The organism is Piscinibacter gummiphilus, assembly GCF_002116905.1.
In the GTDB taxonomy this organism is placed as follows: domain Bacteria; phylum Pseudomonadota; class Gammaproteobacteria; order Burkholderiales; family Burkholderiaceae_C; genus Rhizobacter; species Rhizobacter gummiphilus.
The window spans coordinates 5,120,923-5,147,481 of sequence record NZ_CP015118.1 but is presented as its reverse complement, the minus strand read 5'-3'; the positions used below and the strand labels follow the sequence as shown (position 1 = coordinate 5,147,481).

General features: G+C 68.8%; 27 protein-coding genes. 25 read left to right on the top strand and 2 right to left on the bottom strand.

Going from position 1 to position 26,559, the window contains the following annotated elements; genetic code table 11:
• Nucleotide 1 precedes the first annotated feature (1 nt).
• Entirely contained in the window at nucleotides 2–595 is a 594-nt protein-coding gene (locus tag A4W93_RS23525) for a Maf family nucleotide pyrophosphatase (RefSeq protein ID WP_085752926.1), read from the bottom strand.
• A 65-nt stretch (nucleotides 596–660) separates the two neighbouring features.
• Here A4W93_RS23525 and A4W93_RS23520 point away from each other — a divergent pair, with 65 nt between their 5' ends.
• The 22 genes from A4W93_RS23520 (at nucleotide 661) to nagZ (ending at nucleotide 20,315) form a co-directional block, all read left to right on the top strand.
• Nucleotides 661–1,209 carry a YceD family protein gene (locus tag A4W93_RS23520; protein ID WP_085754297.1) on the top strand — a complete coding sequence of 183 codons (549 nt, stop codon included), beginning with the start codon at nucleotides 661–663 and terminating at the stop codon, nucleotides 1,207–1,209.
• A 173-nt stretch (nucleotides 1,210–1,382) separates the two neighbouring features.
• Nucleotides 1,383–1,565 carry a 50S ribosomal protein L32 gene (rpmF, locus tag A4W93_RS23515; RefSeq protein WP_085752925.1) on the top strand — a complete coding sequence of 61 codons (183 nt, stop codon included), beginning with the start codon at nucleotides 1,383–1,385 and terminating at the stop codon, nucleotides 1,563–1,565.
• 152 nt (nucleotides 1,566–1,717) lie between these two features.
• On the top strand, nucleotides 1,718–2,830 hold the full coding sequence (gene plsX / locus A4W93_RS23510; RefSeq protein WP_085752924.1) for a phosphate acyltransferase PlsX: 1,113 nt from the start codon (nucleotides 1,718–1,720) through the stop codon (nucleotides 2,828–2,830).
• Complete coding sequence (locus A4W93_RS23505) at nucleotides 2,827–3,819, top strand: beta-ketoacyl-ACP synthase III (protein ID WP_085752923.1); 993 nt, start codon at nucleotides 2,827–2,829, stop codon at nucleotides 3,817–3,819. The genes plsX and A4W93_RS23505 overlap by 4 nt, the downstream gene beginning before the upstream one ends.
• 67 nt (nucleotides 3,820–3,886) lie before the next feature.
• On the top strand, nucleotides 3,887–4,825 hold the full coding sequence (fabD, locus tag A4W93_RS23500) for an ACP S-malonyltransferase (protein ID WP_085752922.1): 939 nt from the start codon (nucleotides 3,887–3,889) through the stop codon (nucleotides 4,823–4,825).
• The gene (fabG, locus tag A4W93_RS23495; RefSeq protein WP_085752921.1) at nucleotides 4,822–5,571 is read left to right on the top strand and encodes a 3-oxoacyl-ACP reductase FabG; all 750 of its coding nucleotides are present in this window, start codon (nucleotides 4,822–4,824) and stop codon (nucleotides 5,569–5,571) included. Before fabD ends, fabG begins: the two co-directional genes overlap by 4 nt.
• 133 nt (nucleotides 5,572–5,704) lie before the next feature.
• Nucleotides 5,705–5,944, top strand: coding sequence for an acyl carrier protein (gene acpP / locus A4W93_RS23490; protein WP_056664864.1), 240 nt, complete (start codon nucleotides 5,705–5,707; stop codon nucleotides 5,942–5,944).
• A 32-nt stretch (nucleotides 5,945–5,976) separates the two neighbouring features.
• A complete protein-coding gene (fabF, locus tag A4W93_RS23485) occupies nucleotides 5,977–7,221 on the top strand; it encodes a beta-ketoacyl-ACP synthase II (RefSeq protein WP_085752920.1) in 1,245 nt (414 codons plus the stop codon).
• A gap of 21 nt (nucleotides 7,222–7,242) precedes the next feature.
• The gene (locus A4W93_RS23480; RefSeq protein ID WP_085752919.1) at nucleotides 7,243–7,671 is read left to right on the top strand and encodes a hypothetical protein; all 429 of its coding nucleotides are present in this window, start codon (nucleotides 7,243–7,245) and stop codon (nucleotides 7,669–7,671) included.
• Between the two features lie 10 nt (nucleotides 7,672–7,681).
• Nucleotides 7,682–8,290, top strand: coding sequence for an RNA polymerase sigma factor RpoE (gene rpoE, locus A4W93_RS23475; RefSeq protein WP_085752918.1), 609 nt, complete (start codon nucleotides 7,682–7,684; stop codon nucleotides 8,288–8,290).
• Between the two features lie 90 nt (nucleotides 8,291–8,380).
• Nucleotides 8,381–9,079 carry a sigma-E factor negative regulatory protein gene (locus tag A4W93_RS23470; RefSeq protein ID WP_237357610.1) on the top strand — a complete coding sequence of 233 codons (699 nt, stop codon included), beginning with the start codon at nucleotides 8,381–8,383 and terminating at the stop codon, nucleotides 9,077–9,079.
• 3 nt (nucleotides 9,080–9,082) lie between these two features.
• A complete protein-coding gene (locus A4W93_RS23465) occupies nucleotides 9,083–10,129 on the top strand; it encodes a MucB/RseB C-terminal domain-containing protein (protein ID WP_085752917.1) in 1,047 nt (348 codons plus the stop codon).
• Between the two features lie 132 nt (nucleotides 10,130–10,261).
• Nucleotides 10,262–11,692, top strand: coding sequence for a Do family serine endopeptidase (locus A4W93_RS23460; RefSeq protein WP_085752916.1), 1,431 nt, complete (start codon nucleotides 10,262–10,264; stop codon nucleotides 11,690–11,692).
• A gap of 563 nt (nucleotides 11,693–12,255) precedes the next feature.
• Nucleotides 12,256–14,064 (top strand): translation elongation factor 4, encoded by a 1,809-nt coding sequence (gene lepA, locus A4W93_RS23455; RefSeq protein ID WP_085752915.1) that lies wholly within the window; start codon nucleotides 12,256–12,258, stop codon nucleotides 14,062–14,064.
• Complete coding sequence (gene lepB, locus A4W93_RS23450; RefSeq protein WP_085752914.1) at nucleotides 14,064–15,047, top strand: signal peptidase I; 984 nt, start codon at nucleotides 14,064–14,066, stop codon at nucleotides 15,045–15,047. Before lepA ends, lepB begins: the two co-directional genes overlap by 1 nt.
• A 52-nt stretch (nucleotides 15,048–15,099) precedes the next feature.
• Nucleotides 15,100–15,468 carry a DUF4845 domain-containing protein gene (locus A4W93_RS23445; RefSeq protein ID WP_085752913.1) on the top strand — a complete coding sequence of 123 codons (369 nt, stop codon included), beginning with the start codon at nucleotides 15,100–15,102 and terminating at the stop codon, nucleotides 15,466–15,468.
• A 31-nt stretch (nucleotides 15,469–15,499) separates the two neighbouring features.
• A complete protein-coding gene (gene rnc / locus A4W93_RS23440) occupies nucleotides 15,500–16,204 on the top strand; it encodes a ribonuclease III (protein ID WP_085752912.1) in 705 nt (234 codons plus the stop codon).
• A gap of 2 nt (nucleotides 16,205–16,206) precedes the next feature.
• Nucleotides 16,207–17,187, top strand: a complete 981-nt coding sequence (era, locus tag A4W93_RS23435; RefSeq protein ID WP_085752911.1) for a GTPase Era — start codon at nucleotides 16,207–16,209, stop codon at nucleotides 17,185–17,187.
• A gap of 13 nt (nucleotides 17,188–17,200) precedes the next feature.
• On the top strand, nucleotides 17,201–18,007 hold the full coding sequence (recO, locus tag A4W93_RS23430; RefSeq protein ID WP_237357609.1) for a DNA repair protein RecO: 807 nt from the start codon (nucleotides 17,201–17,203) through the stop codon (nucleotides 18,005–18,007).
• A gap of 12 nt (nucleotides 18,008–18,019) precedes the next feature.
• Nucleotides 18,020–18,823, top strand: a complete 804-nt coding sequence (locus A4W93_RS23425) for a pyridoxine 5'-phosphate synthase (protein ID WP_085752909.1) — start codon at nucleotides 18,020–18,022, stop codon at nucleotides 18,821–18,823.
• The gene (gene acpS / locus A4W93_RS23420) at nucleotides 18,820–19,236 is read left to right on the top strand and encodes a holo-ACP synthase (protein WP_085752908.1); all 417 of its coding nucleotides are present in this window, start codon (nucleotides 18,820–18,822) and stop codon (nucleotides 19,234–19,236) included. The genes A4W93_RS23425 and acpS overlap by 4 nt, the downstream gene beginning before the upstream one ends.
• Entirely contained in the window at nucleotides 19,233–20,315 is a 1,083-nt protein-coding gene (gene nagZ / locus A4W93_RS23415; RefSeq protein WP_085752907.1) for a beta-N-acetylhexosaminidase, read from the top strand. The genes acpS and nagZ overlap by 4 nt, the downstream gene beginning before the upstream one ends.
• 505 nt (nucleotides 20,316–20,820) lie before the next feature.
• Here nagZ and A4W93_RS23410 read toward each other — a convergent pair.
• Nucleotides 20,821–23,907 (bottom strand): Rne/Rng family ribonuclease, encoded by a 3,087-nt coding sequence (locus A4W93_RS23410; protein ID WP_085752906.1) that lies wholly within the window; start codon nucleotides 23,905–23,907, stop codon nucleotides 20,821–20,823.
• A gap of 648 nt (nucleotides 23,908–24,555) precedes the next feature.
• Here A4W93_RS23410 and A4W93_RS23405 point away from each other — a divergent pair.
• The 3 genes from A4W93_RS23405 to A4W93_RS23395 are packed head-to-tail and all read left to right on the top strand — an operon-like array spanning nucleotide 24,556 to nucleotide 26,559.
• Nucleotides 24,556–25,494: an RluA family pseudouridine synthase gene (locus A4W93_RS23405; RefSeq protein ID WP_237357608.1), complete on the top strand. Its 939-nt coding sequence runs from the start codon at nucleotides 24,556–24,558 to the stop codon at nucleotides 25,492–25,494.
• A complete protein-coding gene (locus A4W93_RS23400; RefSeq protein WP_237357607.1) occupies nucleotides 25,491–26,153 on the top strand; it encodes an HAD family hydrolase in 663 nt (220 codons plus the stop codon). The genes A4W93_RS23405 and A4W93_RS23400 overlap by 4 nt, the downstream gene beginning before the upstream one ends.
• Nucleotides 26,146–26,559, top strand: a complete 414-nt coding sequence (locus A4W93_RS23395; RefSeq protein WP_237357606.1) for a Rieske (2Fe-2S) protein — start codon at nucleotides 26,146–26,148, stop codon at nucleotides 26,557–26,559. The genes A4W93_RS23400 and A4W93_RS23395 overlap by 8 nt, the downstream gene beginning before the upstream one ends.

Sequence of the window (26,559 nt, the reverse complement as noted above, 5' to 3'; positions counted from 1 at the left end):
ATCAGGGGTTCAGGGGGTCGAGGCCGGCTTCGCGCAGCAGCGCGCAGGTGCGGATCAGCGGCAGTCCGATCAGGGCCGTGGGGTCGTCGGACTCGATGGCCGACAGCAGCGTGATGCCCAGGGCCTCGGCCTTGGCGCTGCCGGCACAGTCGTAGGGCTGTTCGAGGTCGAGGTAGCGGCCGATCTCGGCGTCGCCCAGGTCGCGGAACCGCACCGTGACGGTGGCGAGTTCGTTCGTGTCGACCGCCTTCGCCACGCAGCGCACGGCCACGGCCGTGTGGAAGCGCACCGTGCGGCCGCGCATGGCCGAGAGCTGCTCGATGGCGCGTTCGCGGGTGCCGGGTTTTCCGAGCGGCAGGCCGTCGAGGTCGGCGACCTGGTCGGAGCCGATCACGATGGCGCCGGGGAAGCGCGCGGCCACCTCGGCGGCCTTGGCGCGGGCCAGGCGGCGGGCGAGGGTGGAGGGCTGTTCGCCGGGGAGGGGGGTCTCGTCGACGTCCGGGGGCTCCACGTCGAACGGGAGGCGCAACCGCTCGAGCAGTTCACGGCGGTAGCGCGACGTGGACGCGAGGATCAGGCGGTGAGGGGATTGCATCGGGGGATTGTCCCACCGCCGGTCGGGGCGACCCCGTCGCGAGGGCGGGATCTAAAATGCCGGACATGAAATCCCGAGAGTTCGACCCGCTGCGCCTCGACGTCGCGGCCTTCGCCAAGGACGGTGGCGCCCTCGAGGGCGAGTGGCCCCTCGCCGAGCTGGAGCGCCTCGCCGAGTCCGTGCTGCCCGGCACCGTGGCCTCCGCGCCGGCCGTCACCTGGCGCCTCACCGGTGAACTGCGTGCCGCCCAGGGCGGCGAATCGCAGGTGTGGCTGCATGCCGTCGCCCACGCCACCGTGCAGCTGGAATGCCAGCGCTGCCTGAAACCCATGACCGAGGCGCTGGCTGCCGAGCGGTCGTTCCAGTTCGTCCACGGCGAGGACGCCGCGGCCGACCTGGACGCGGACAGCGAGGACGACGTGTTGGCGCTCACTCGCGCGCTCGATGCGCGGGAGCTGGTGGAGGACGAGCTGCTGCTCGAGCTGCCCATCGTGCCGCGGCACGACGTCTGCCCCGACCCGATCCCGGTGGTCGCCGACGACCTCCCCGAGGAAGCGGCCCCGAACCCGTTCGCCAAGCTGGCCGCCCTCAAGCGCGGCGGCCTGCCCAACTGATCAATCATTGGCATCCGGGATTCGCGCAGGTCCGATCGGGCATGCTAGAATCTCGGGCTTTCCAACACGCGCGCAGCGGATCTCCGGAGTGTTCCGGGCCGACATGATTGCCGCGGTGTGCAACAAACCCCCTGGCTCCTGCGAAAGAGATCAGGAGACCAAAGGAGCTTTTCATGGCCGTTCAGCAAAACAAGAAGTCGCCTTCCAAGCGCGGTATGCACCGTTCGCACAATGCCCTGGTCACCCCGGGCACCGCGATCGAGCCCACCACGGGCGAGACGCACCTGCGTCACCACATCAGCCCGAACGGTTTCTACCGTGGGCGCAAGGTCCTCAAGACCAAGGCGGACGCCTGAAGGCAGTCGCCCTTGTCCGGCCGCAAGCCACGGCGCTTGCGATCGGGCAAACTGATTGATTCCCACCACTTGCCCGGCCTGCGCTGAACCGCCTTGCCGGGCTTGTGTGTTTCCGTGACGATGATTCGCCGCTCGCCTTCGCTCGCACCCCGATGACTTCGCCTGCGCTGACAGCCCTCGACACCGTCCGCCTGTCCATCGACTGCATGGGCGGCGACCACGGCCCATCCGTCACCCTCCCGGCCTGCCGCGCCTTCCTGGCCGCGCATCCCCATGCGGAACTGATCCTCGTCGGACGCGCCGATGCGCTGGCCGAGGCTGCGTCGTGGCCGCGCTGCCGCGTCGTGCCCGCCACCGAGGTGGTCGAGATGGACGACCCGGTCGAGGTGGCGCTGCGCCGCAAGAAGGATTCGTCGCTGCGCGTGGCCCTGAGCCAGGTCAAGCCGGGTGCGGAAGGCCTGCGTGCCGCGGCCGACGTCTGCGTCTCCGCCGGCAACACCGGCGCGCTGATGGCCGTCGCCCGCTACCTGCTCAAGACGGTGGACGGCATCGACCGCCCGGCCATCGCCACGGTGATGCCCAACATCCGCGACGGGTTCACCACGGTGCTCGACCTGGGCGCCAACGTCGACTCCACGCCCGAGCACCTGCTGCAGTTCGCGGTGATGGGCAGCGCGCTCGTCTCCGCCGTCGAAGGCAAGTCCGATCCCACAGTGGGCCTGCTGAACATCGGCGAGGAGGCCATCAAGGGCAGCGAGGTCATCAAGCGCGCCGCCCAGCTGCTGCGCGCGGCCGGCGAGCGGGGCGACATCAACTTCCACGGCAACGTGGAGGGCAACGACATCTTCAAGGGCACCACCGACGTGGTCGTCTGCGACGGCTTCGTGGGCAACGTGACGCTGAAGTCCGCCGAAGGCATGGCGAGCCTGATCGTCAGCCTCATCAAGCAGGAATTCAGCCGCAGCCTGTTCACGAAGGCCCTCGCCGTCATCGCGATGCCGGTGCTCAAGGCGTTCAAGGCCCGGGCCGACCACCGCCGCTACAACGGGGCCGCGCTGCTGGGCCTGAGGGGCCTCGTCTTCAAGAGCCACGGGTCGGCCGACGCCTTCTCGTTCGAGCAGGCCTTGAATCGGGCTTATGATGCGGCCCGCAATCGTTTGCTTGATCGGGTGCACGACCAGATCCACGAGACGCTCCGGAGCCAGCCCGCCGCGGCCGCTTCCTCCGAGCCTCCCGCGGACGCGGGCGACGCCCTCGCTGCATGACCTCATCTTCTTCTGCCCGCTATTCGCGCGTTTCCGGCACCGGCAGCTACCTGCCGCCGAAGCGCCTGAGCAACGCCCAGCTCGCCGAGCAACTGGCCGCCGACGGTGTCGAGACGTCCGACGAGTGGATCATCGCCCGCACCGGCATCAAGGCGCGGCACTTCGCCGAAGCCGACGTGGCCTGCAGCGACCTCGCCGTCGAAGCCGCGCGCCATGCCATCGAGTCCGCTGGCCTCGCCGCCACCGACATCGACCTGATCATCGTCGCCACGTCCACGCCGGACATGGTGTTCCCGTCCACCGCCTGCATCGTCCAGCGCAAGCTGGGCATCGTGGGCTGCGCCGCGTTCGACGTGCAGGCCGTGTGCTCGGGCTTCGTCTACGCGATGACGGTGGCCGATTCCATGATCCGCACGGGCGCCGCGCGCCATGCGCTCGTGATCGGCGCCGAAGTCTTCTCGCGCATCCTCGACTTCAAGGACCGCACCACCTGCGTGCTGTTCGGCGACGGCGCCGGCGCCGTGGTGCTGTCGGCGAGCGACACCCCCGGCATCCTCGCCACCGAGCTGCATGCCGACGGCCGCCACTCCGACATCCTCTGCACGCCGGGCACCGTCTCGGGCGGGCAGGTGCTGGGCGATCCGTTCCTCAAGATGGACGGCCAGGCCGTGTTCAAGCTCGCCGTGGGCGTGCTGGAGGACGTGGCCCGCTCGGTGCTGGCCAAGGCCGGCCGCGCCCAGGAAGACATCGACTGGCTGGTGCCGCACCAGGCCAACATCCGGATCATGCACGGCACGGCCAAGAAGCTGAAGCTGCCGCTCGAGAAGGTGGTGGTCACCGTCGACGAACACGGCAACACGTCGGCCGCCTCCATTCCGCTCGCCCTCGACGTGGCGGTGCGGGCCGGCACCATCAAGCCGGGCGACACCGTGATGCTCGAAGGTGTGGGTGGCGGTTTCACCTGGGGTGCGGTGCTGCTGGACCTGTAGCGTCCACTCACTGCTGAACCCGTCCCGCCGCGTGCGTGACCCAGAACACACAACAGGAAGTGTTGGCATGACTCCGTTTGCATTCGTTTTTCCCGGCCAGGGCTCCCAGACCGTCGGCATGCTCGACGCGTGGGGCGACCACCCGGCCGTCCGTGAGACCCTTGCCGAAGCCTCGTCGGCCCTCGGCGAGGACATCGGCGCCCTGATCGCCCAGGGCCCGAAGGAAACCCTCGATCTCACCACCAACACGCAGCCCGTCATGCTGACGGCCGCGGTGGCGAACCTGCGTGCGTGGCTCGCCGAGACCGGCCTGAAGCCCGCCGTGGTGGCCGGCCACTCGCTCGGCGAGTACTCGGCGCTGGTCGCCGCCGGCGCGCTGACGCTGGCCGACGCGCTGCCGCTCGTGCGCTTCCGCGCCCAGGCGATGCAGGAAGCCGTGCCGGTGGGCGCGGGCGGCATGGCCGCCATCCTCGGGCTCGACGCCCAGGCCGTGCGCGACGGCTGCGCCGAGGCGGCCGCCGCCGCGGGCGAAGTGGTCGAGGCCGTGAACTTCAACGACCCGAAGCAGATCGTGATCGCCGGCACCAAGGCCGCGGTCGAGAAGGCCTGCGAGGTGCTGAAGGCCAAGGGCGCCAAGCGCGCGCTGCTGCTGTCGGTGTCCGCCCCGTTCCATTCGAGCCTGATGAAGCCCGCGGCCGACCGGTTGAAGGAACGTCTGGCCGCCACCGCGATCACAACGCCCGTGATTCCCGTGATCAACAACATCGACGTGGCGGTGCAGACCGACCCGGCCGCCATCCGCGACGCCCTCTACCGCCAGGCCTTCGGCCCGGTGCGGTGGGTGGAGACGGTCCAGGCGATCCGCGCCCGTGGCATCCTCCACGTCATCGAGTGCGGTCCGGGCAAGGTGCTCGCCGGCATGGTCAAGCGCATCGAGGCGGACGCCACCGGAGCGCCGCTGTTCGATCCGGCCTCGCTGGCCGAAGCAAAGGGGATGCTGTCATGAGTGAAGTTTCGGTGGTGGGGCAGGTGGCCCTGGTCACGGGCGCATCGCGCGGCATCGGCCGCGCCATCGCGGTCGCGCTGGCCAAGGCGGGCCTGAAGGTGATCGGCACGGCCACGACCGAAGCCGGCGCGCAGGCCATCACGCAGGGCCTCGCGGGCCACGAAGGCTCGCGCGGCATCGTGCTGAACGTCAACGACGCCGCCGGCCTCGACGCCGCGGTGGACGGCATCGTCAAGGAATTCGGCGCGCTGCACGTGCTGGTGAACAACGCAGGCATCACGCGCGACACGCTGTCCATGCGCATGAAGGACGACGACTGGGACGCGGTGCTCGACACCAACCTGAAGGCCGTCTTCCGCGCCAGCCGCGCCGCCATCAAGCCGATGATGAAGCAGCGCTACGGCCGCATCGTCAACATCACGTCCGTCGTCGGGGCCAGCGGCAACGCCGGCCAGGCGAACTACGCCGCCGCCAAGGCGGGTGTCGCCGGCATGACCCGTTCGCTCGCTCGCGAGCTGGGCAGCCGCGGCATCACCGTCAACTGCGTGGCCCCCGGGTTCATCGAGACGGACATGACCAAGGAATTGTCGGAAGCGCAGACCGCCTCCCTGCTCGGGCAGATCCCCCTCGGCCGGCTCGGTTCGGCCCAGGACATCGCCCATGCGGTGGCGTTCCTCGCTTCCCCGCAGGCCGGCTACATCACCGGCAGCGAACTGCATGTCAACGGTGGCATGTACATGAATTGAACCCGGGCGCCGGAATGGCGTCCGTTTCATCCGGTTTTCAAGCCCGACCGGCACGTCCTGGGGGTGTCTCGAAGCAGACACCTCACAAGCCGTAGAATCTCGGGCTGTCCAAGCAAACCCTCCTGGAGGAGTCATGAGCGATATCGAAGCACGTGTGAAGAAAATCATTGCCGAGCAACTCGGCGTGCCTGAGGCCGATGTGTCCAACGAGAAGGCCTTCGTGGCCGATCTGGGCGCCGACTCTCTCGACACCGTGGAACTGGTGATGGCGCTGGAAGACGAGTTCGGCATCGAGATCCCCGACGAAGAAGCGGAGAAGATCACGACCGTCCAGCTCGCGATCGACTACGCGCTGAAGAACCAGAAGGCCTGAGGGCCTCGTCCTCCAATCACTGCATCAAGCGTATGACCCGTCGTCGCGTCGTCGTCACTGGCCTCGGCCTCATCAGCCCCGTGGGCAACACGGTGGCCGAAGGCTGGGCCAACATCCTGGCCGGGCGTTCCGGCATTGACTCCATCACCAAGTTCGATGCGTCGAACCTGGCCTGCCGTTTCGCGGGCGAAGTGAAGGGGTTCAATGTCGAGGACTACTTCCCGGCCAAGGAAGCCCGCCACATGGACACCTTCATCCATTACGGATTGGCGGCATCCATCCAGGCGGTGCAGGACGCGGGTCTGCCCACGGGCGACGCGCTGAGTGAGGAAGCAGCCGAGCGCATCGGCTGCATCGTGGGTTCGGGCATCGGCGGCCTGCCGATGATCGAGGAAACCCACGCCGAATTGACGGCACGCGGCCCGCGCCGCGTGTCCCCCTTCTTCGTGCCCGCCTCGATCATCAACATGATCTCCGGGCACGTCTCCATCAAGTTCGGGTTCCAGGGCCCGAACCTCGCCATCGTGACGGCGTGCACCACCGGGCTGCACTCCATCGGTGAGGCCGGCCGCCTCATCGAGTACGGCGATGCCGACGTGATGATCGCCGGTGGCGCCGAATCCACGGTGTCGCCGCTGGGCGTGGGCGGTTTCGCCGCGGCCCGGGCGCTGTCCACCCGCAACGACGATCCCAAGACGGCGTCGCGCCCGTGGGACAAGGACCGCGACGGCTTCGTGCTGGGCGAGGGCGCCGGCGTGCTGGTGCTCGAAGAGTACGAACACGCGAAGAAGCGTGGCGCCAAGATCTACGCCGAGCTCTCGGGCTTCGGCATGGGCGGTGACGCGTTCCACATGACCGCCCCGAACGTCGACGGCCCCAAGCGGTCGATGAAGGCTGCCCTGCGCAACGCCGGCATCAACGCCGACCAGGTCCAGTACCTGAACGCCCACGGCACCTCCACGCCGCTCGGCGACGTCAACGAAACGAACGCGGTGAAGCTCGCCTTCGGCGACCATGCGAAGAACATGGTGCTGAGTTCCACGAAATCGATGACCGGGCACCTGCTCGGCGGTGCCGGTGGCATCGAATCGGTCTTCACCGTGCTGGCCCTCCATCACCAGGTGGCCCCGCCCACGATCAACATCTTCAACCAGGACCCCGAGTGCGACCTGGACTACTGCGCGAACACCGCACGGGAGATGAAGATCGAGTACGCCGTGAAGAACAACTTCGGTTTCGGCGGCACGAACGGCACCCTGGTCTTCAAGCGCGCCTGAGCGCGGCGCCGCGCGCGGCCCATGCAGGCGCCTCCGGCCGTCTCCCTCTCCGTGTCCCGCTTCGGCGTCTGGCGCGGCCTGTGCCTGATGGCGGCCGTGGCCGCCGTCGGGGCGGCTGCCGCCTGGGCGTGGGCCCGCTTTTCGATGGAACCTTTCGGATTCGCCTGGGTCATGCTGGCGCTGGCCGCTGCGGCGTGGGCCTGCCGCTCGCCTGCGCCGTTCCACCTCCGCTGGGATTCGCAGGCCTGGTTCCTCGACGGCCAGCCCGGTTCGGTGACGGTCGCGCTCGACGCGGGCAGCGGCCTGCTGCTGCGTTTCCTTCCCGAGGGCGCCCGGTTCGCCCGGTGGCTGCCGGTGCAGCGCGCCGGGCACGAGTCGGTGTGGCACGCGCTGCGCTGCTCGCTCCATTCCGCCCGCCCGTCCGCCCCGCGGCTGGCCGCCGACTTCTGATTGCGCCTGTATGAGCACCCCTGACGCAGACGCCCCCCTCATCGAGCGAGTCAAGCGCGGCGACGTGAAGGCGTTCGAGATGCTGGTCGTGAAGTACCAGCGCCGCATCGAGCGCCTGATCGGCCGCATGGTGCGCGACGTCGACCTGGTGCCGGACATCGCCCAGGAGACCTTCATCCGCGCCTACCGGGCCATTCCGCAGTTCCGCGGTGAGAGCCAGTTCTACACCTGGCTCTACCGCATCGCGGTCAACACCGCGAAAAAGGCCCTCGTGGGCCTCAAGCGGGATCCGATCGTGACGGAATCCGCGCGCGCATCCCGGGAAGACGACGATGAAACTTCCCGCGTGGAGAATGAACTAACCGACGGCGAGACGCCCGAAGCAGTCATGGCCAGCAAGGAGATCGCCGCCGCGGTGAACGCGGCGATCGAGGCGCTGTCCGACGACCTCCGGCAGGCGATCACGCTCCGCGAGATCGAGGGCCTGAGCTACGAGGAGATCGCCGAACTGATGGATTGCCCGATCGGCACCGTCCGTTCGCGCATCTTCCGGGCACGGGAGGCCATCGCGCAGCGGTTGCGGCCGCTGCTCGACACGCGGGAAGGGGAGCGCTGGTGACGGCGCCCTCCGGGGCCGTCATGGGCTCGAAAGATGAAGGGGGCCGCCTCCGGGTGGCCGCTGGGTGTGGTTTGATGGTTGGAGATGGTGATGTCGCAACGCTCTGAAGGCAATCTGCCGCCGATGGACGATCTGTCGGCGCTCATGGATGGTGAACTCGGTGCCTCCGAGGTGGCCCGCGCGTGCGCGCGCTGGCGCGACGATGCCGACGCGCGAGAGACGTGGCACACCTACCAGTTGATCGGCGACGTGCTGCGCTCCGACGACCTCGCCGCGCCGGCGGCCCGCGACCTCGACTTCCTGGCCGCGCTGCGCACGAAGCTGGCCGAGGAGCCGGTGGTGCTCGCGCCCCGGCCCGCTGCCGAGGTGGCCGAACCCCATCCGCTGCCGGCGGTGGCCAATGCCCAGGCCGGTGGCCACGCCGTCTGGCGCAACTGGCGCACGCCCGCGGCCGTGATGGCGGGCTTCGCCGTGGTGGCGAGCGTGCTCGTCGTCACCCGCCTGCCCGGTGGCGCCGATGCCGGCGGCACCGTGATGGCTGGCGTCCGCTCCACCCCGTCGTCCATCACGCTGGCCGCGTCGCCTGGCGCGAGCAACGTGCCGGGCTTCGATCTCCCGTCCGACAGCCCGCAGATCGTGCTCGACGGCAAGCTGATCCGGGACGCGCGCCTCGACGAATACCTCGCCGCCCACAAGAAGTTCGGTGGCAGCTCCGGCCCCGGTGCGCCGTCGGGTTTCCTGCGCAATGCAGCTGCCATCACCAACAACACCGCGACGGCGGGCCGCTGATTCATGCTGACGCCTTCCGCGCGGTTCCGACTGTCCTGGCTGACCCTGTTCTGGGTGGCGGCGCTCCCCGCCCACCTCGTGCACGCGCAGAGCGCGCTCAACAGCGGCGATGCCCTCGTGGAAAAGCGCGAGGCCAAGGCCTGGCTGTACCGCATCCAGGAAGCCGCGAACAAGCGGAGCTACCAGGGCACCGTGATCGTCAGCAGCGGCGGCGCCGTCGCCAGCTCGCGCATCACGCACTACTGCGAAGGGCGCGACCAGTTCGAGCGCATCGATGCCCTCGATGGCCAGGCCCGCCACATCGTGCGTCACAACGAACAGGTGCACACCGTGTGGCCCCAGCGCCGCATCGCGATGGTCGAGCAGCGTGACCAGCTCAGCTCCTTCCCCGGCCTGCTGCAGGCCGGTGGTGACCGCGTGGCCGAGTACTACGACCTGCGCGCCGTCGGGCAGGAGCGGGTCGCCGGCCGCGAGGCGAACGTGCTCTCGCTGCGCCCGAAGGATGGTCACCGTTATGGCTACCGCCTGTGGTCCGACGCGGCCACGGGCCTGCTGCTGCGCACCGAGGTGCTCGGCGAGCGCGGCGGCGTGCTCGAGTCCTCCGCGTTCTCCGACGTGGCCATCGGCGTGCACCCGTCCGTCGACGCGATGATGCAGCCCATCCGCAAGCTCGACGGCTACAAGGTGCTCCAGCCCGGCGCGGCATCCACCACCCTCGAGGCCGAGGGATGGCACCTCGAGACGAAGGTGCCGGGCTTCCGCCTGGTCAGCTGCGTGAAGCGGCCCGTGGACGGACCGTTGCGGGCGCAGTCGCCCGCCGCGGGGCATGAGCCCCAGCTCGTGCAGGCCGTCTTCACCGACGGACTGACCTCCGTGTCGATCTTCATCGAGCCGTACAACCCCGAGCGCCATCCGCGCCCCATGAACACCGCCATCGGCGCCACCCAGACCCTGATGCACCGCCAGTCCGACTGGTGGGTCACGCTGATGGGCGACGTGCCGGCCCCGACGCTGCGCCTGTTCTCCGAAGCCCTCGAGCGCCGCAAGTAATCCGCCGGTCGCGGGCGGGCGCTGGAATTCGGGCAACATCGCGGCGGAATGGCAAGGGCGAGGGGCGGGTGACCGCCCGGCCGTGTCCGTTCGATCCGTTGTTTCGTTTTCATGAGCCACGAGGATTCATCCATGCCATCCAGCCCCTTCCCCGGTTCGGTGTCGACCGGCCTCGCGTCGATGCGCCGCGGCCTCCTGCTGCTGGCCAGCGGGGCCGTGCTCGGCCTGTCGGCCCTGGTGCTGCCATCCGGCGCCCAGGCGCAGGCGCGCGAACTGCCCGATTTCGCGGACCTGGTCGACAAGGTCGGCCCGGCCGTCGTGAACATCCGCACCACCGAACGAAGCGCCGACGGGGCGCGCCTGCCGTTCCGCCGCCGCGCGCCGTCGCTGCAGCAGAGCGACGAGGTGCCTCGTGGCGAAGGCTCCGGCTTCATCCTGAGCGCCGACGGCTACGTGATGACCAACGCGCACGTGATCGCCGGTGCGTCGGAGGTCTACGTGACCATGACCGACAAGCGTGAGTTCAAGGCGAAGATCGTGGGCGCCGACGAACGCACCGACGTCGCCCTCGTCAAGATCGACGCCACCGGCCTGCCGGTGCTGCGCATCGGTGACGTGAGCCGCCTGCGGGTGGGCGAATGGGTCGTCGCCATCGGCTCGCCGTTCGGCTTCGACAACACCGTGACCGCCGGCATCGTCAGCGCCAAGTCGCGCGAGACCGGCTCCGAGGTCGCGCTGATCCAGACCGACGTGGCCGTGAACCCCGGCAACTCGGGCGGCCCGCTGATCAACATCCGCGGCGAGGCCGTGGGCGTGAACTCGCAGATCTACAGCCCCGTGGGCAGCTACGTGGGCATCTCGTTCGCCATCCCGATCGACGAGGCCATGCGCATCGCCGACCAGCTCAAGTCCGGCGGCCGCGTGGTGCGCGGCTACCTGGGCATCCTGCCCACCGAGGTGCCCCGTGAGGCCGCCGAGGAGTACGGCCTGAGCAAGACCAAGAACCGCGGCGCGTTCGTGAGCCAGGTGGTCAAGGGCGGCCCGGCCGAGAAGGCGGGGTTGCGCCTGGGCGACATCGTGCTCGCGCTCAACGGCAAGCCCATCGACGGCCCGGTCGAGCTGCGCCGCGCGCTGGGCGTCATCAAGCCGGGCACGCCCATCGTGCTGCAGATCAACCGCCGCGGGAAGCCGCTCGAGATCAAGGCGACGCTCGCCGAGATGCCCGCGCAGCAGGCCGCCGCGCCGGCCGAACGTGCCGAGCCGCCGGAGTCGAAGGGCTCGCAGGCCGCGCGTGCGTGGGGCCTCGTGGTCTCGGGCCTGAGCGATACCGAGCGGCAGTCCGCGCGTGTGTCCGGCGGCGTGAAGGTGGTGTCGGTCAGCGGAGGCGCCGAGGCCGTGGGCGTGCGCGCGGGCGACGTGATCCTCGCGGTCGGCGACACCGAACTCGGCGACCTGAAGCAGTTCGAGGCCGTGGTCGGGAAGTCGGACAAGGCGAAGCCGCTGTCGGTGACCCTGCTGCGCAACGAGTGGGCGCAGTACGTGCGCATCCCGCCCTCGAAGTGACACCGGCATGTCGTGGCGCATGCCCTCCGAACCCGTGAGGGCATGCACCCGACTGCTTTACCCGGATTTGCCACGAGACGAAATGGGGTCAGGGTCGTCACAAAAAAAAGTCGGCGGGCCATCGGTCGTCGATTCCCGCATCATGAAAGTTTGCGGTGACTAACCCGAACTGAACGGCCCGGAATTCAGCCGCCAATCCGATACAATTGAAGCGCCCGGCCAGGCATTTACTGCTGGCCGATGCAAGGAGTCGCAGACCCGTCAACTATCCCCAGGCTACCCACAAGCATTTGTGGATAAACTGTGGACGGATTTTGCTGTTGGTGACTTGCAACGACGCACAATCAAGCAATGGCGCGGTTTTCAGCGGGGTGCTTTTGGCTACAATGAAACCCCAACAAGCAGTTGCCATACGTTTTGTTGGAAGGCGCGTCAAAGCTTCGACGTGCCTTTTTTTTGTTCAACGCACGGGCATCTGCCCTCTCTTCGCACCGTGATCGCGTGCCTTCGCGCAGCTCCCCGCTGATGCGACATCACCCGCCTCGAACCGGTCGCCGCTCCTCATGGATCACATCCGAAATTTCTCCATCATTGCCCACATCGACCACGGCAAGTCGACGCTGGCCGACCGCCTCATCCACCGCTGCGGGGGGCTGAGCGATCGCGAGATGGAAGCGCAGGTCCTCGACTCGATGGACATCGAGCGCGAGCGCGGCATCACCATCAAGGCGCAGACCGCCGCACTCGAATACGTGGCGCGTGACGGCAAGACCTACCAGCTCAACCTGATCGACACCCCCGGGCACGTCGACTTCTCGTACGAAGTGAGCCGCTCGCTGTCGGCTTGCGAGGGCGCGCTGCTGGTGGTCGACGCGAGCCAGGGCGTCGAGGCGCAGACCGTGGCGAACTGCTACACGGCGCTCGACCTCGGCGTCGAGGTGATCCCGGTCCTGAACAAGATGGACCTGCCGCAGGCCGATCCCGAGCGCGCGAAGGAAGAGATCGAGGACGTGATCGGCATCGACGCCGAGAACGCCATCCCGTGCAGCGCCAAGACGGGCATGGGCATCGACGACATCCTCGAGGCCGTGATCACCCGCATGCCGCCCCCGAAGGGCGTGCCCGACGCGCCGCTGCGCGCCATGATCATCGACTCCTGGTTCGACAACTACGTCGGCGTCGTGATGCTGGTGCGTGTGGTCGACGGACAGCTCAAGCGCGGTGAACGCTTCAAGATGATGGCGTCCGGCGCGGCCTACGCGGCCGAGCAGCTGGGTGTGTTCACGCCGAAGTCGGTCTCCCGCGACGCGCTCAAGGCGGGCGAGGTGGGCTTCGTGATCGCCGGCATCAAGGAACTGCAGGCGGCCAAGGTGGGCGACACGCTCACGATGGAAAAGAAGCTGCCGAACAACCTGGGCCCTGCGGCCGAGGCGCTGCCGGGCTTCAAGGAGATCCAGCCGCAGGTGTTCGCCGGCCTGTACCCCACCGAGGCCAGCGAGTACGACCAGCTCCGCGACGCGCTCGAGAAGCTCAAGCTCAACGACTCGTCGCTGCGCTACGAGCCCGAGGTGTCGCAGGCGCTCGGCTTCGGCTTCCGTTGCGGCTTCCTCGGCCTGCTGCACATGGAGATCGTGCAGGAGCGCCTGGAGCGCGAGTTCGACCAGGACCTGATCACCACGGCGCCGTCCGTCGTGTACGAGGTGGAGCTGGGCAACAAGGAAGTCATCCAGGTCGAGAACCCGTCGAAGATGCCCGACCTGGGCCGCATCGCCGAGATCCGCGAGCCCATCGTCACGGTGCACCTGTACATGCCCCAGGACTACGTGGGGCCGGTCATGACGCTCGCGAACCAGAAGCGCGGCGTGCAGATGAACATGGCGTACCACGGCCGCCAGGTGATGCTCACCTACGAGATGCCGCTCGCCGAGATCGTGCTCGACTTCTTCGACAAGCTGAAGAGCGTGTCGCGGGGCTACGCGTCCATGGACTACGAGTTCAAGGAGTACCGCGCCGCCGACGTCGTGAAGGTCGACATCATGCTGAACGGCGATCGGGTCGACGCGCTGTCGATCATCGTGCACCGCAGCCAGAGCCAGTTCCGCTCTCGGGCCGTCGTCGCCAAGATGCGCGAACTGATCTCGCGCCAGCAGTTCGACGTCGCCATCCAGGCGGCCATCGGGGCCAACATCATTGCCCGTGAGACAATCAAGGCCCTGAGAAAGAACGTGATCGCGAAGTGCTACGGGGGCGACATCACCCGCAAGCGCAAGCTCCTCGAAAAACAAAAGGCCGGCAAGAAACGCATGAAGCAGATCGGCTCCGTCGAGGTGCCGCAGGAAGCGTTCCTGGCCATCCTCCAAGTGGAAGATTGATGGGTGCTCTGACTGGTGTTCTGTATGGCTGCCTCGTGGTGTTCCTGGGGGGCTGGTACCTCGGGAAGTGGCCCGGCAACTTCTCCTTCCTCCTGTTCATCCTGACGGTCGTCACGCTGGTGTACTGGCTGGCCGAACGCTTCCGTTTCGCACCCGCCCGCCAGGCCGCGGCGCGAAACCTCGAAGCCCAGGACGCGGCCCGCCGGCAGCAGCTGGCCGACAAGGGCATCGCGAAGGTCGACGGCGACATCTCGTCGGCCCGCGAGGCGCTGCTCGCCCAGCCCTGGTGGCTCGACTGGACGGCCGGGCTGTTCCCGGTGATCCTGGTGGTGTTCCTGCTGCGCTCGTTCCTGTTCGAACCCTTCAAGATCCCGTCCGCGTCGATGGTGCCCACGCTGCTGATCGGCGACCTCATCCTCGTCAACAAGTACCACTACGGCATCCGCCTGCCGGTGATCAACAAGAAGATCATCCCGCTGAACGAACCGCAGCGCGGCGACGTGATGGTGTTCCGCTACCCGGCCAACCCCACCATCGACTACATCAAGCGGGTGGTGGGCGTGCCGGGCGACGAGGTGGCGTATCTGAACCAGAAGCTGTACCTGAACGGCAAGCCCGTGCCCACCCAGACGCTGCCCGAGTTCTACGACGAGGATGGCACGCAGGCGGGTGACGGCATGCGCTACCGGGCGCAGTTCTCCGAGAAGCTCGGCGAGAAGGACCACCGCATCCTCGTCGACCCGAAGCGCCCCAGTTACGTCGTGCCACATGCCACTTTCCCTTACAAGGAAAACTGCCGCTACAGTGCCGAGGGAATCACCTGCAAGGTGCCGGCGGGTCATTACTTCATGATGGGTGACAACCGCGACTACTCGGAAGACTCGCGGTTCTGGGGCTTCGTGCCCGACGAGAACATCGTCGGCAAGGCCTTCTTCATCTGGATGAACTTCGGCAACTTCAAGCGCTTCGGTTCTTTCAACTGAGTTCGATCCACAGACCTTGCTCTCGTCAGCATCACCCAAGGAGCCATCGACCATGACCCTCCCGTTTCGTTCGCCCCGCGGTCAACGCGGTGTGACCTTGTTCGGGCTGATGTTCTGGGCCATCCTGATCGGCATCGTCACGCTGGTCGCACTGAAGGTGCTGCCCACGGTCAACGAATACCTGACGATCCAGCGCGCCATCGACAAGATCGCCTCGTCGAGTCCGGCCACCGTGCCGGAGGTCCGCGCGGCGTTCGAGCGGCAGAAAGAGATCGAGTACTCGATCCAGTCCGTCACCGGCAACGACCTCGCGGTCACCAAGGTCAACGACAAGCTCGTGATCTCGTTCGCCTACGACAAGGAAATCGAGCTGATGGGCCCGGTATACCTGTTGCTGAAATACGAAGGCAAGTCGAAGTAAGCTGTCGGCTGAATCGCGCCTCTTTCGACCCGTGGACCACCGCCTCACCGCCCTCCAACAACGTCTGGGACACACGTTCGCCCGGCCGGAGTTGCTGAGCCGTGCCATCACGCACCGCAGCTTCGGCGCCGACCACAACGAGCGCCTCGAGTTCCTGGGCGACGCGGTGCTCAGCCTGGCCATCAGCGGCCTGCTGTACGAGCGGTTCAGCGGCTCCGACGAGGGCGACCTGACCCGGGTGCGGGCCCACCTCGTCCGCGAGGACAGCCTGCACCGCGTGGCCCTCGTGATCGGGCTGCCCGACGTGCTGCGCCTGAGCGACGGCGAAGCCCGCGGCGGCGGCGCCCAGCGCCCCTCCATCCTGGCCGACGCGCTGGAAGCCATCATCGGCGCCACCTTCGTCGACGGCGGCTTCGACGCCGCCCGCAGCCTCGTCAAGCTGCTGTTCGGCGAGGTGATCGCCACCACCGAGATCGACGGCTGGGCGAAGGACGCGAAGACCGAACTCCAGGAATGGCTGCAGGCCCGCCGCCTGCCGGTTCCCACCTACCGCATCCTGGGCACCCGTGGCCAGGCCCATGCCCAGACCTTCGAGGTCGAATGCGCCGTCCCGGCGCTCGGCCTCACCGAAGCCGGCGAAGGCCGGTCCCGCCGAAACGCCGAACAGGAAGCCGCCAACCGCATGTTGCGCGCCCTGAAGGCGAGCGACAAACCCGGCAGCGCCTTGCGCTCCTGAGCATGAACCACCCCGAGCAAGACCCCGATGTGCCCGAGCAGAACGCCGAGGCGCAGGACTCCGAACCGCTGTCGTCCGATCACGACGACGAAGACGGGGGCGGCGACACCCGCTGCGGCCTCGTCGCCATCGTGGGCCGGCCCAACGTCGGCAAGTCCACGCTGCTGAACGCGCTGGTCGGCCAGAAGGTCAGCATCACCTCCGACAAGGCGCAGACCACGCGCCACCGCATCACCGGCATCCGCACGGTCGACGACACCCAGTTCGTGTTCGTCGACACCCCCGGCTTCCAGACCAAGCACACGGCCGCGCTCAACCGCAACCTGAACCGCACGGTCACCGGGGTACTGAACGACGTCGACGTGGTGCTGTTCCTGGTGGAAGCCGGCCGCTTCGGCCTGGACGACGCCAAGGTGCTCGCGCTGATGCCGAAGGACCGCCCGGTGTTCCTGATCGCCAACAAGCTCGACGCCGTGCAGCGCCGCGCCGACCTGATGCCCTGGCTCAAGGGCATGCAGGACCGCCACGCGTTCGCCGAGTTCGTGCCGCTGTCGGCCAAGAAGGCGGCCGACGTCGAGCGCCTGCTGGGCATCGTGAAGCCCTACCTGCCGCAGCAGCCCTGGTTCTACGAGGAAGACGCGCTCACCGACCGCACCGACCGTTTCCTCGCGAGCGAACTCATCCGCGAGAAGCTCTTCCGCCTGACCGGCGACGAACTTCCCTACACCTCCACCGTCGTGATCGACAAGTTCGAGGAAGAGGGCAACCTGCGGCGCATCGCCGCCACCATCATCGTCGAACGCGATGCCCACAAGGGCATGGTGATCGGCCACGATGGCGAACGCCTCAAGCGCATCGGCTCCGAGACGCGCCAGGAGCTCGAGCGCCTGATGGACTGCAAGGTCTTCCTGGAGCTGTGGGTCAAGGTCCGTTCGGGCTGGGCCGACAACGAGGAACACCTCCGCAGCTACGGCTACGAATGAGCCTCCGCTGAGCGTGGCCGCCCCTCGCCCGGTGCGCCAGGCGCGCGCCCCCTCCGTCCTCGCCGCCTACGTGCTCCACCGCTACGACTGGAGCGAGTCGAGCCTCGTGCTCGACGTCTTCACTCGAGAGTCGGGGCGCCTGCCCGTCATCGCCAAGGGCGCCAAGCGGCCGTATTCGCAGCTGCGCCCGGTGCTGCTGCCGTTCCAGCGCCTGTTCGTCACGCTCGGCAAGCCTCCGAAGGCGGGTGAGGCCGGCGACGCGGTGGAGGCGGGCGGCGAAGTGCGCCTGCTGCGCGGTGCCGAGTGGGCCGGCGGGTCGGCCATGCTGACCGGTGCGGCCCTCTTCAGCGGCTTCTACCTGAACGAGTTGCTGATGAAGCTGCTCGCCCGCCAGGACCCCCATCCCGAACTGTTCGACGCCTACGCGGCCACGCTCCCCTCGCTTGCCTCGGCCGACGACGCCGTGACGCAGGCCGCGCTGCGGGCGTTCGAGCTGACCCTGCTGCTGCGCCTGGGCCTGCTGCCCGACCTGACCGTGGTCACCGCCACGCAGCAGTCCGTGGCGCTGGATGGCGGCTACGCGCTGCTGCCCGAAGTGGGGCTTGTGTCGGCCCGGCCGTCGGACACCCCGATCAGCGGCACCGACCTCGTGGGGGTGCAGGCGGCGCTGGAGCACGGCAGCATCCCCGCGCTCCAGCAGGCCTGCGGCAGGGTCTTGCCTGCGCTGCGTTCGCAACTCCGGGCCCTGCTTCACTATCATCTCGGCTCGAACGTGCTGCGCACGCGGCAGGTGATGATCGGTGTGCAATCCCTCGGCTGAAACCCTCCAACCATGAATCCCTTGACGTCCCGCGGCTCCGGTTCCCATTCGCAACGCGCCGGCACCGCGCTGTCGGTCAACGTCAACAAGGTGGCCCTGCTGCGCAACACGCGCTCGCTCGGCATCCCGAGCGTCGTGCGCGCGGCCACGCTGTGCCTCGAAGCCGGGGCCGACGGCATCACGGTGCACCCGCGGCCCGACGAGCGCCACATCCGCGCCCACGACGTCTTCGACCTCGCCGAGCTGCTGAAGGCCTGGCCCGGCGCGGAGTTCAACATCGAGGGCAACCCGTTCCACAACCTGGTGGACCTGGCCCGCGAGGTGGTCGCGCGCGGCCTGCCGCTGCACCAGTGCACCTTCGTGCCCGACAGCGTCGAGCAGTCCACGTCCGACCATGGCTGGCGCTTCCCCGAGGACGCCGCGCGGCTGGCCCCGCTGATCGCCGACGTGAAGGCGCTGGGCGTGCGCGTGAGCCTGTTCATGGACCCGACACCCGAGGCCATGCCCGCCGTGCGCGCGGTGGGCGCCGACCGCGTCGAGCTCTACACCGAGACCTATGCCCGCGCCCACGCGGAAGGCCGTCTGGCCGAGGTGACGCCGGCGTTCGCGGACACCGCCCGCGCGGCGCTGCGCGAAGGCCTGGGCGTGAACGCCGGCCATGACCTCAACCTCGACAACCTGACGGACTTCCTGAAGGCCGTGCCCGGCGTGCAGGAGGTGTCGATCGGCCACGCGCTGGTGGGTGATGCCCTCGAGTTCGGCATGGCCGAGACCGTGCGCCGCTACCTGCAGTGCACGCGCGAGGGCAACACATGATCTACGGCATCGGCACCGACCTCTGCGACATCCGGCGCATCGCCGCGTCGATGGCCCGCCGTGGCGACCGCTTCGCCGAGAAGGTGCTGGGTCCCAACGAGATCCTCGTGTTCCGCGCCCGCCGCGCGCGGGTCGAGGCCCGGGGCCTCAGCTACCTCGCCACCCGCTTCTCGGCGAAGGAGGCCTTCTCGAAGGCCATCGGCCTCGGCATGCACATGCCGATGACCTGGCGCGCCTGCGAGATCCTCAACGCGCCCAGCGGCAAGCCCGAGATCCGGTTGCACGGCGCGCTCGCCGACTGGTTCACCGAACGCGGCCTGAAGGCCCACGTCACGGTGACCGACGAACAAGACTACGCTTCCAGCTTCGTCGTGGTGGAAGCCCTCGACCCCTCCAAGGAACTCCGTCCATGACCCCGCACGCCCCCGTCGTCCTCGACATCGCCGGCACCACGCTCAACGCCGACGACCGCCGCCGCCTCGCGCACCCGCTCACCGGTGGCCTGATCCTCTTCGCACGCAACTGGACGGACCGCCGCCAGCTCGTCGAACTGACACACGAGATCAAGTCGATCCGGCCCGACGTGCTCATCTGCGTGGACCACGAAGGCGGCCGCGTGCAACGCTTCCGCACCGACGGCTTCACGCACCTGCCGCCCATGCGCGTGCTGGGCGAGCTGTGGCACACCGACGGCAACGGCGGCCCGGGCTCGGGCGCGCTGACCGCCACCGACGCCGCCACGGCCGCCGGCTACGTGCTGGGCGCCGAACTGCGCGCCTGCGGCGTGGACCTGAGCTTCACGCCGGTGCTCGACCTCGACCACGGCTCGTCCGGGGTCATCGGCGACCGCGCCTTCCACCGCGACCCGCGCGTGGCCACCGTGCTGGCCAAGAGCCTGATGCACGGCCTGCTGCTGTCCGGCATGGCCAACTGCGGCAAGCACTTCCCCGGCCACGGCTTCGTGAAGGCCGACAGCCACACCGAGGTGCCCGTCGACAAGCGCTCGCTGAAGGCCATCCTGGCCGACGACGCGCGCCCGTACGAATGGCTCAGCACGAGCCTCACGAGCGTGATGCCGGCCCACGTGATCTACCCGAAGGTGGACGAACGCCCGGCGGGCTTCTCCGACCGTTGGCTGAAGGACATCCTGCGCCTGCAGCTCGGTTTCACCGGCGCGGTCTTCAGCGACGACCTCAGCATGGAGGGTGCACGCCGCATCGACGGCACGCTCGTGTCGTACGCGGATGCGGCCAAGGTGGCGCTGAATGCGGGTTGCGACCTGGTGTTGCTGTGCAACCAGTCCACGGGCGACGGCCGCCCGGTGGACGACCTGCTCGATGGTCTGGCGGAATCGCTCACCCAGGGTGGCTGGACGCCCGACCCTGACAGCGAAGCGCGCCGCGTGGCGCTGCTGCCGCAGGCGGCGCCGCTGACGTGGGATGCGCTGATGCACCATCCGGCCTACCAGCGGGCGCTGGAACGCCTGCCCTGAGTTTCAGCGGGCCCGTCCCGCCACCCCTCGTCGCTCCGGCGAACGCCGGGATCCACTCCGCCCGAGGTGCGTCAGCAGACCGTGGGCCCCGGCGTCCGCCCATTGCTGTCCGGGGAAAACGAGACGAACTCAAAACACTCGTCATCCCGGCGCAGGCCAGGACCCTGGGCCTTGCCGGAAGCGCGGCGTTGAACCTCCAGACACTGCACCTCGGCACGAGGGCAGCGAGCCATCGCGGAGGACTTTCTGGCGCCTGAGCGGGGCACAACGCTCAGGGTCTCGGCCTGCGCCGGGATGACAGCGTGTTTTCGCGATGCGATCGAGTCACGACATCGGCAGATCCGTTGCATCCCGCTCGGGGTCGGGCCTGTCACCGATCTTCCGTTTTTTCCCCGGACAGCAATGGGCGTTCGCCGGGATGGCGGGGTCCGAGGGGCCCCGTGGAGTTGCCCCCGGAAACGACAACGGCGCGCCGAAGCGCGCCGTTGCGGATCCGTTCAGGCGATCAGTTCGTCTCGAACGGCAGGCGGACCTGCGACAGGTCCTTGCGCGTCTCGACGAGCACCAGCGGGCCTTCGTCCAGCAGCACCACCGGCTTGATCTCGCGCGGCACGTGGACCGGCTTCGGCTCGTTCGCGATGGCGATCTGCGCGGCGCGGATCTTCTCGGCGTCCGAGTTCACCCACTGCAGGCCATGCTGCTCGGCCACGGCCTGCAGTTCGCCGATGGGCAGCTGGTACGCGGCCGGAGCCGGTGCCGCGGCAGCCACCACCGGGGCAGCGACCGGCGCGGGGGCCGGTGCCTGCACCGGAGCCGGTGCAGGCGCCACGGCCTCGGCCACCGGAGCGGCTTCGGCGACGACGGGTTCCACGGCAGGCGCCGGGGCCTCGACCGGCGCGGCGGCGACGACCGGGGCAGCCGGTGCGGCTTCCACCGGTTCGACGGCACGGGTCAGGTCGGCGGCGACGTCACCGGTGGCTTCCAGCAGGGCCTGCTGGCCATCGGCGCCGGCGTCCTCGCGGCGCTGGCGGTCACGGCCACGGCCGCGGTTGCGGCGGCGGCCTTCGCGTTCCTGCGGCTCGCCCGTGGGGTTGCCTTCGGCGTCGACCGGCGCCGCGTCCACGGCATCGGTGGGGGCCAGCTCGGCATCGCTGCCGGCGGCCACCGGCACGAGGCCGGCGACGGCGGTGGTGCTGTCCACCGCGGTGTCTTCACCACCTTCGGCGGCGCGGGTCTCGTCGCGGTCGCGGCCACCACGGCCACGGCGGTTGCGGCGGCGGCCGGTGCGTTCACCGGTCTCGGCACCGGCTTCCGGCGTGTCGCCACCCGGCACGGTGTCCACGAACGCGCGGGCCTGCACGGCCTCGTCGGCGGCGCCTTCGGTCACGGCGTTGGGACGGGCTTCGCGTTCCGGGCGGTTGCGGCGGCCTTCGCCACGCTCGCCGCGTTCACCCCGCTCGCCACGTTCGGCGCGGGCTTCGTCGCGGCCGCCCTGGGCGCCTTCGGCGCGGGCTTCCTGGCCACGGCCACGTTCGCCACGTTCACCGCGTTCACCACGCTCGCGCGGCGGACGGGCGGTCTCGGCGCCGGCTTCCACCGGCGTCTCGCTGCGTTCGCCACGGCGGCCGCGGCCTTCGCCCCGGTCACCACGCTCACCGCGTTCCGCGCGGTCGCCACGGCCTTCGCCGCGCTCGCCACGTTCACCGCGGGCGCCGCGCTCACCGCGTTCGCCGTCGCGCTTGCCGCCATCGCGGCCGCCACGGCCGTTGCGCTCGCCACGGCCCTTGCGGTCGCCGCGGTTTTCCTTCGTTTCGGTCGCCGGCGCCTCGACGGGCGCGGCCACCACGGGGGCGGGCGTTTCACCGCCGCCGAACAGCTTCTTCAGGAAGCCGAAGAAGCCGCCGGATGCAGCCGGCGCGGCCACGGGGGCGGGCGCCGGTGTGGCCACCGGGGCCGGGGCGGGTTCGGGCTTCGGCTCGGCCACGGGGGCCGGCGTGTCGGGCAGGATGCCCTTGATCACGGGTTCCTGCTTGGCCTTGAACTTCTCGCGGCGGGTGATGCCGACTTCGTCGTCCGGCTCCTCGATCATCGAGTAGCTGACCTGCAGGTTCTCGAGGCGCGGGTCGTCGTGGCGCAGGCGCTCGAGGCGGTAGTTCGGGGTGTCGAGGTGCTTGTTCGGCACGAGCAGCACGGTGATGCGCTGCTTCAGCTCGATCTTGGCGATCTCGGTGCGCTTCTCGTTCAGCAGGAACGAGGTCACCTCCACCGGCACCTGCACGTGCACGGCAGCGGTGTTTTCCTTCATCGACTCTTCCTGCACCATGCGCAGGATCTGCAGCGCGCTGGATTCGGTGTCGCGGATGTGGCCGGTGCCGTTGCAGCGCGGGCAGGTGATGTGGCTGCCTTCGGAGAGGGCGGGGCGCAGGCGCTGGCGGCTGAGTTCGAGCAGGCCGAACTTGCTGATGGAGCTGAACTGCACGCGGGCGCGGTCCTGGCGAAGGGCGTCGCGCAGGCGGTTTTCCACGTCGCGGCGGTTCTTCGACTCTTCCATGTCGATGAAGTCGACGACGATCAGGCCGCCCAGGTCGCGCAGGCGCATCTGGCGGGCGATTTCATCGGCGGCTTCGAGGTTCGTGCGGGTGGCCGTTTCCTCGATGTCGCTGCCGCGGGTGGAGCGGGCGCTGTTGACGTCGACCGACACGAGGGCTTCGGTGTGGTCGATCACGATGGCGCCGCCCGAGGGCAGGTTCACCGTGCGCGAGAACGCGGTCTCGATCTGGTGCTCGATCTGGAAGCGGCTGAACAGCGGTGCGTCGTCGCGGTAGCGCTTGACCTTGGATGCCGCCTCGGGCATCACGTGGCTCATGAACTGCTGGGCCTGGTCGTAGATGTCGTCGGTGTCGATCAGGATCTCGCCGACGTCCGCGGTGAAGTAGTCGCGGATGGCACGGATGACCAGCGACGATTCCTGGTAGATCAGGAAGGCGCCCTTGCCCGCCTGGGAAGCGCCGTCGATGGCCTTCCACAGCGTGAGCATGTAGTTCAGGTCCCACTGCAACTCGTTCGCGGTGCGGCCGATGCCGGCGGTGCGCGCGATCAGGCTCATGCCCTTCGGGTACTCGAGCTGGTCGAGGTTTTCCTTCAGCTCTTCGCGGTCCTCGCCCTCGATGCGGCGCGACACGCCACCGCCGCGCGGGTTGTTCGGCATCAGCACGAGGTAGCGGCCGGCCAGCGAGACGAACGTGGTGAGGGCGGCGCCCTTGTTGCCGCGCTCTTCCTTCTCGACCTGCACGAGCAGCTGGTCGCCTTCCTTGATGGCGTCCTGGATGCGTGCGTTGCGCACGTCCACGCCGTCGCGGAAGTAGTTGCGGGAGATTTCCTTGAACGGCAGGAAGCCGTGGCGGTCTTCGCCGTAGTCGACGAAACAGGCTTCCAGCGAAGGCTCGACGCGCGTGACGACGGCCTTGTAGATGTTGCCCTTGCGTTGCTCGCGGCCTTCGATCTCGGTTTCGAAATCGAGCAGCTTCTGGCCGTCGACGATCGCCAGGCGGCGTTCCTCGGCCTGCGTCGCATTGATCAGCATGCGTTTCATGTGCACTCCTTCGCCACGCCCGTGGAACGGGCCATGGCATCCATCAACATGCCGCCTCCGACGTCAATCGGGGGCGGCGGATCGATGCACGAGAAACGTTGCTGAACCGGAAGGAATCGCCCTGGACTGTCTGAACGTGGGATGCCGATCAGTCGATCGGCCGCTCGGGCAGCGTTGGCGCATGCGTGGTGGAGGTCGAAGCGGGCCGCATCGGTGCGGCTCCTGGGCCATCCACGGCGCCGCCAGCACGTCGGCGACGCGCGAGGCAGGAGGGGGTGGGGGCCGGGAACTTCATCCGCTTCATTCACTGGACGCGGACGGAAGACATCGAGACCGTATTGCCGAGGGGCGCAGCCGCTGTTTTCGGCGCCGTCCCTCTGGTTCTTCGTCTACCGCCTTGGAAACCTTTTTGCAGGGGTTCGTTCTTGTTTCTCTGCCATGCCGGGCCTCGCGCCGCCCTGTCACATGGGGACAGGGCCTGTCGCGCGCCGGGCACGTTGCATCACCTTGTGGCCGGAATACTGCCGGCCGCCGCGTCACGCCGCAGGTGCGACGTTAAACTCTGGAAAATCAAACACTTACGACGTGAACGTGGTGCATCGCATTATAGAGGCCAAAACGGCGCCCCCCACAAGCGCCCGCCCGGCCGTGCTGAACGTCGTCGTGGACGAGGGTTCCGAGGGGCAGCGCCTCGACAATTTCCTGCTGAAGCTGCTGAAGGGCGTGCCCAAGACGCACGTCTACCGCGTGATCCGTTCGGGCGAGGTGCGCGTGAACAAGGGCCGTGCGGCGGCCGACACGCGGCTCGCCCTGGGCGACCAGGTGCGGGTGCCGCCGGTCCGGGTGGCCGAGCGCGACGAGGCCCCGAAAGCCCCCGCCCGTGAATTCCCCATCGTCTTCGAGGACGACCACCTGATGGCCGTGAACAAGCCGGCCGGCGTGGCCGTGCACGGCGGCAGCGGGGTCAGCTCCGGGGTGATCGAGCAGCTGCGCCGGGCCCGCCCGCAGGCGAAGTTCCTGGAACTCGTGCACCGGCTCGACAAGGAAACCTCGGGCCTGCTGTTGATCGCCAAGCGGCGGTCGGCGCTCGTCGCCCTGCAGGAGCAGTTCCGCAGCCGCGAGACCGGCAAGACCTACGCCGCACTGGTCAACGGCACCTGGCCCGTGTCCCGCAAGGTGATCGACGTGCCGCTGCACAAGTTCCTGACCGCCGAGGGCGAACGCCGCGTGCGCACGGTGGACGCCGACCACGACGACGGTCGCCGGTCCATCACGCTGGTCAAGGTCGTGACGCAGTTCACGGACTTCGCGCTGCTCGACGTGACCATCAAGACCGGCCGCACCCACCAGATCCGCGTGCACCTGGCCCACGAGGGCCATCCCATCGCCGGTGACGAGAAATACGGCGACTTCGCCATCAACAAGGCCCTGGGCAAGGGCGAGGCCGTGCCGGGCCACCGGTTCGACCGCATGTTCCTGCACGCCCGCCGCCTCCGCTTCGATCACCCCTCCACGGGCGAGACGATCGAACTGGCGGCACCCTTGCCCCCTGAATGCCAGAAACTCGTGGAAGCGCTCTCGAAATGACACGACCCCGCCGGTTCGACCTCATCGCCTTCGACTGGGACGGCACCCTGTTCGACTCCACCGCCCTGATCGCGCGCTGCATCCAGTCCGCCTGCGCCGACCTCGGCGTGCCGGTGCCGAGCGACCGCGACGCGAGCTACGTGATCGGCATGGGCCTCGTCGAGGCCCTGCAGCACGCCGCGCCCGGCCTGCCCCGCGAGCGCTACCCGGAGCTGGGCGACCGCTACCGCAAGCACTACTTCGCCCGCCAGCACGAGATCGTGCTGTTCGAGGGCACGGTGGCCATGCTGCAGGCGCTCAAGGCGCGCGGGCACTGGCTCACCGTGGCCACGGGCAAGTCGCGCCGGGGGCTCGACGAGGCGCTCGAGACCGTCGAGCTGCGCGGCGTCTTCGACGGCAGCCGCACGGCCGATGAAACCGCGTCCAAGCCGCACCCGCAGATGCTGCTCGAGCTGATGGACCACTTCGGCGTGGAGCCCGAGCGCACGCTGATGATCGGCGACACCACCCATGACCTGCTGATGGCCCAGAACGCCGGCACCGCCGCCATCGGCGTCAGCTACGGTGCCCACGAGCCGGCCGCCTTCGATGCCTACCCCACGCTGCACGTGGCGCACTCGGTCGCCGACCTGAATGCCTGGCTCGCCGAACATGCCTGACACCGGCGACGACGCCGTGTACCTGTGCCCCGCGGCCGACCTGGCCGACCGGGGCAAGGCCTTCGTGTTCGACGTGCTTCAGTGGCGCCAGCCCGCGCGGGCCTTCGCGCTGCGCTTCGACGGCAAGGTGGTGGCCTACCTGAACCGCTGCGTGCACGTGCCCGCCGAGATGGACTGGCAGGAGGGCGAGTTCCTCGACCAGGACCGCGAGTTCATCGTCTGCTCGATCCACGGCGCCGAGTACGAGCCCCGCACCGGCCGCTGCGCCGGCGGCCCGTGCGGCCGCGGAAGCCTGACCGCGCTCAAGGTCGAGGAGCGGGACGGTGGCGTGTATTGGTATCCTTCCCGGGACACCCGTCCCGTGGTGTTCGACGAGCCCGGCGCACCTTCCGCGGCGGGCAGCTGA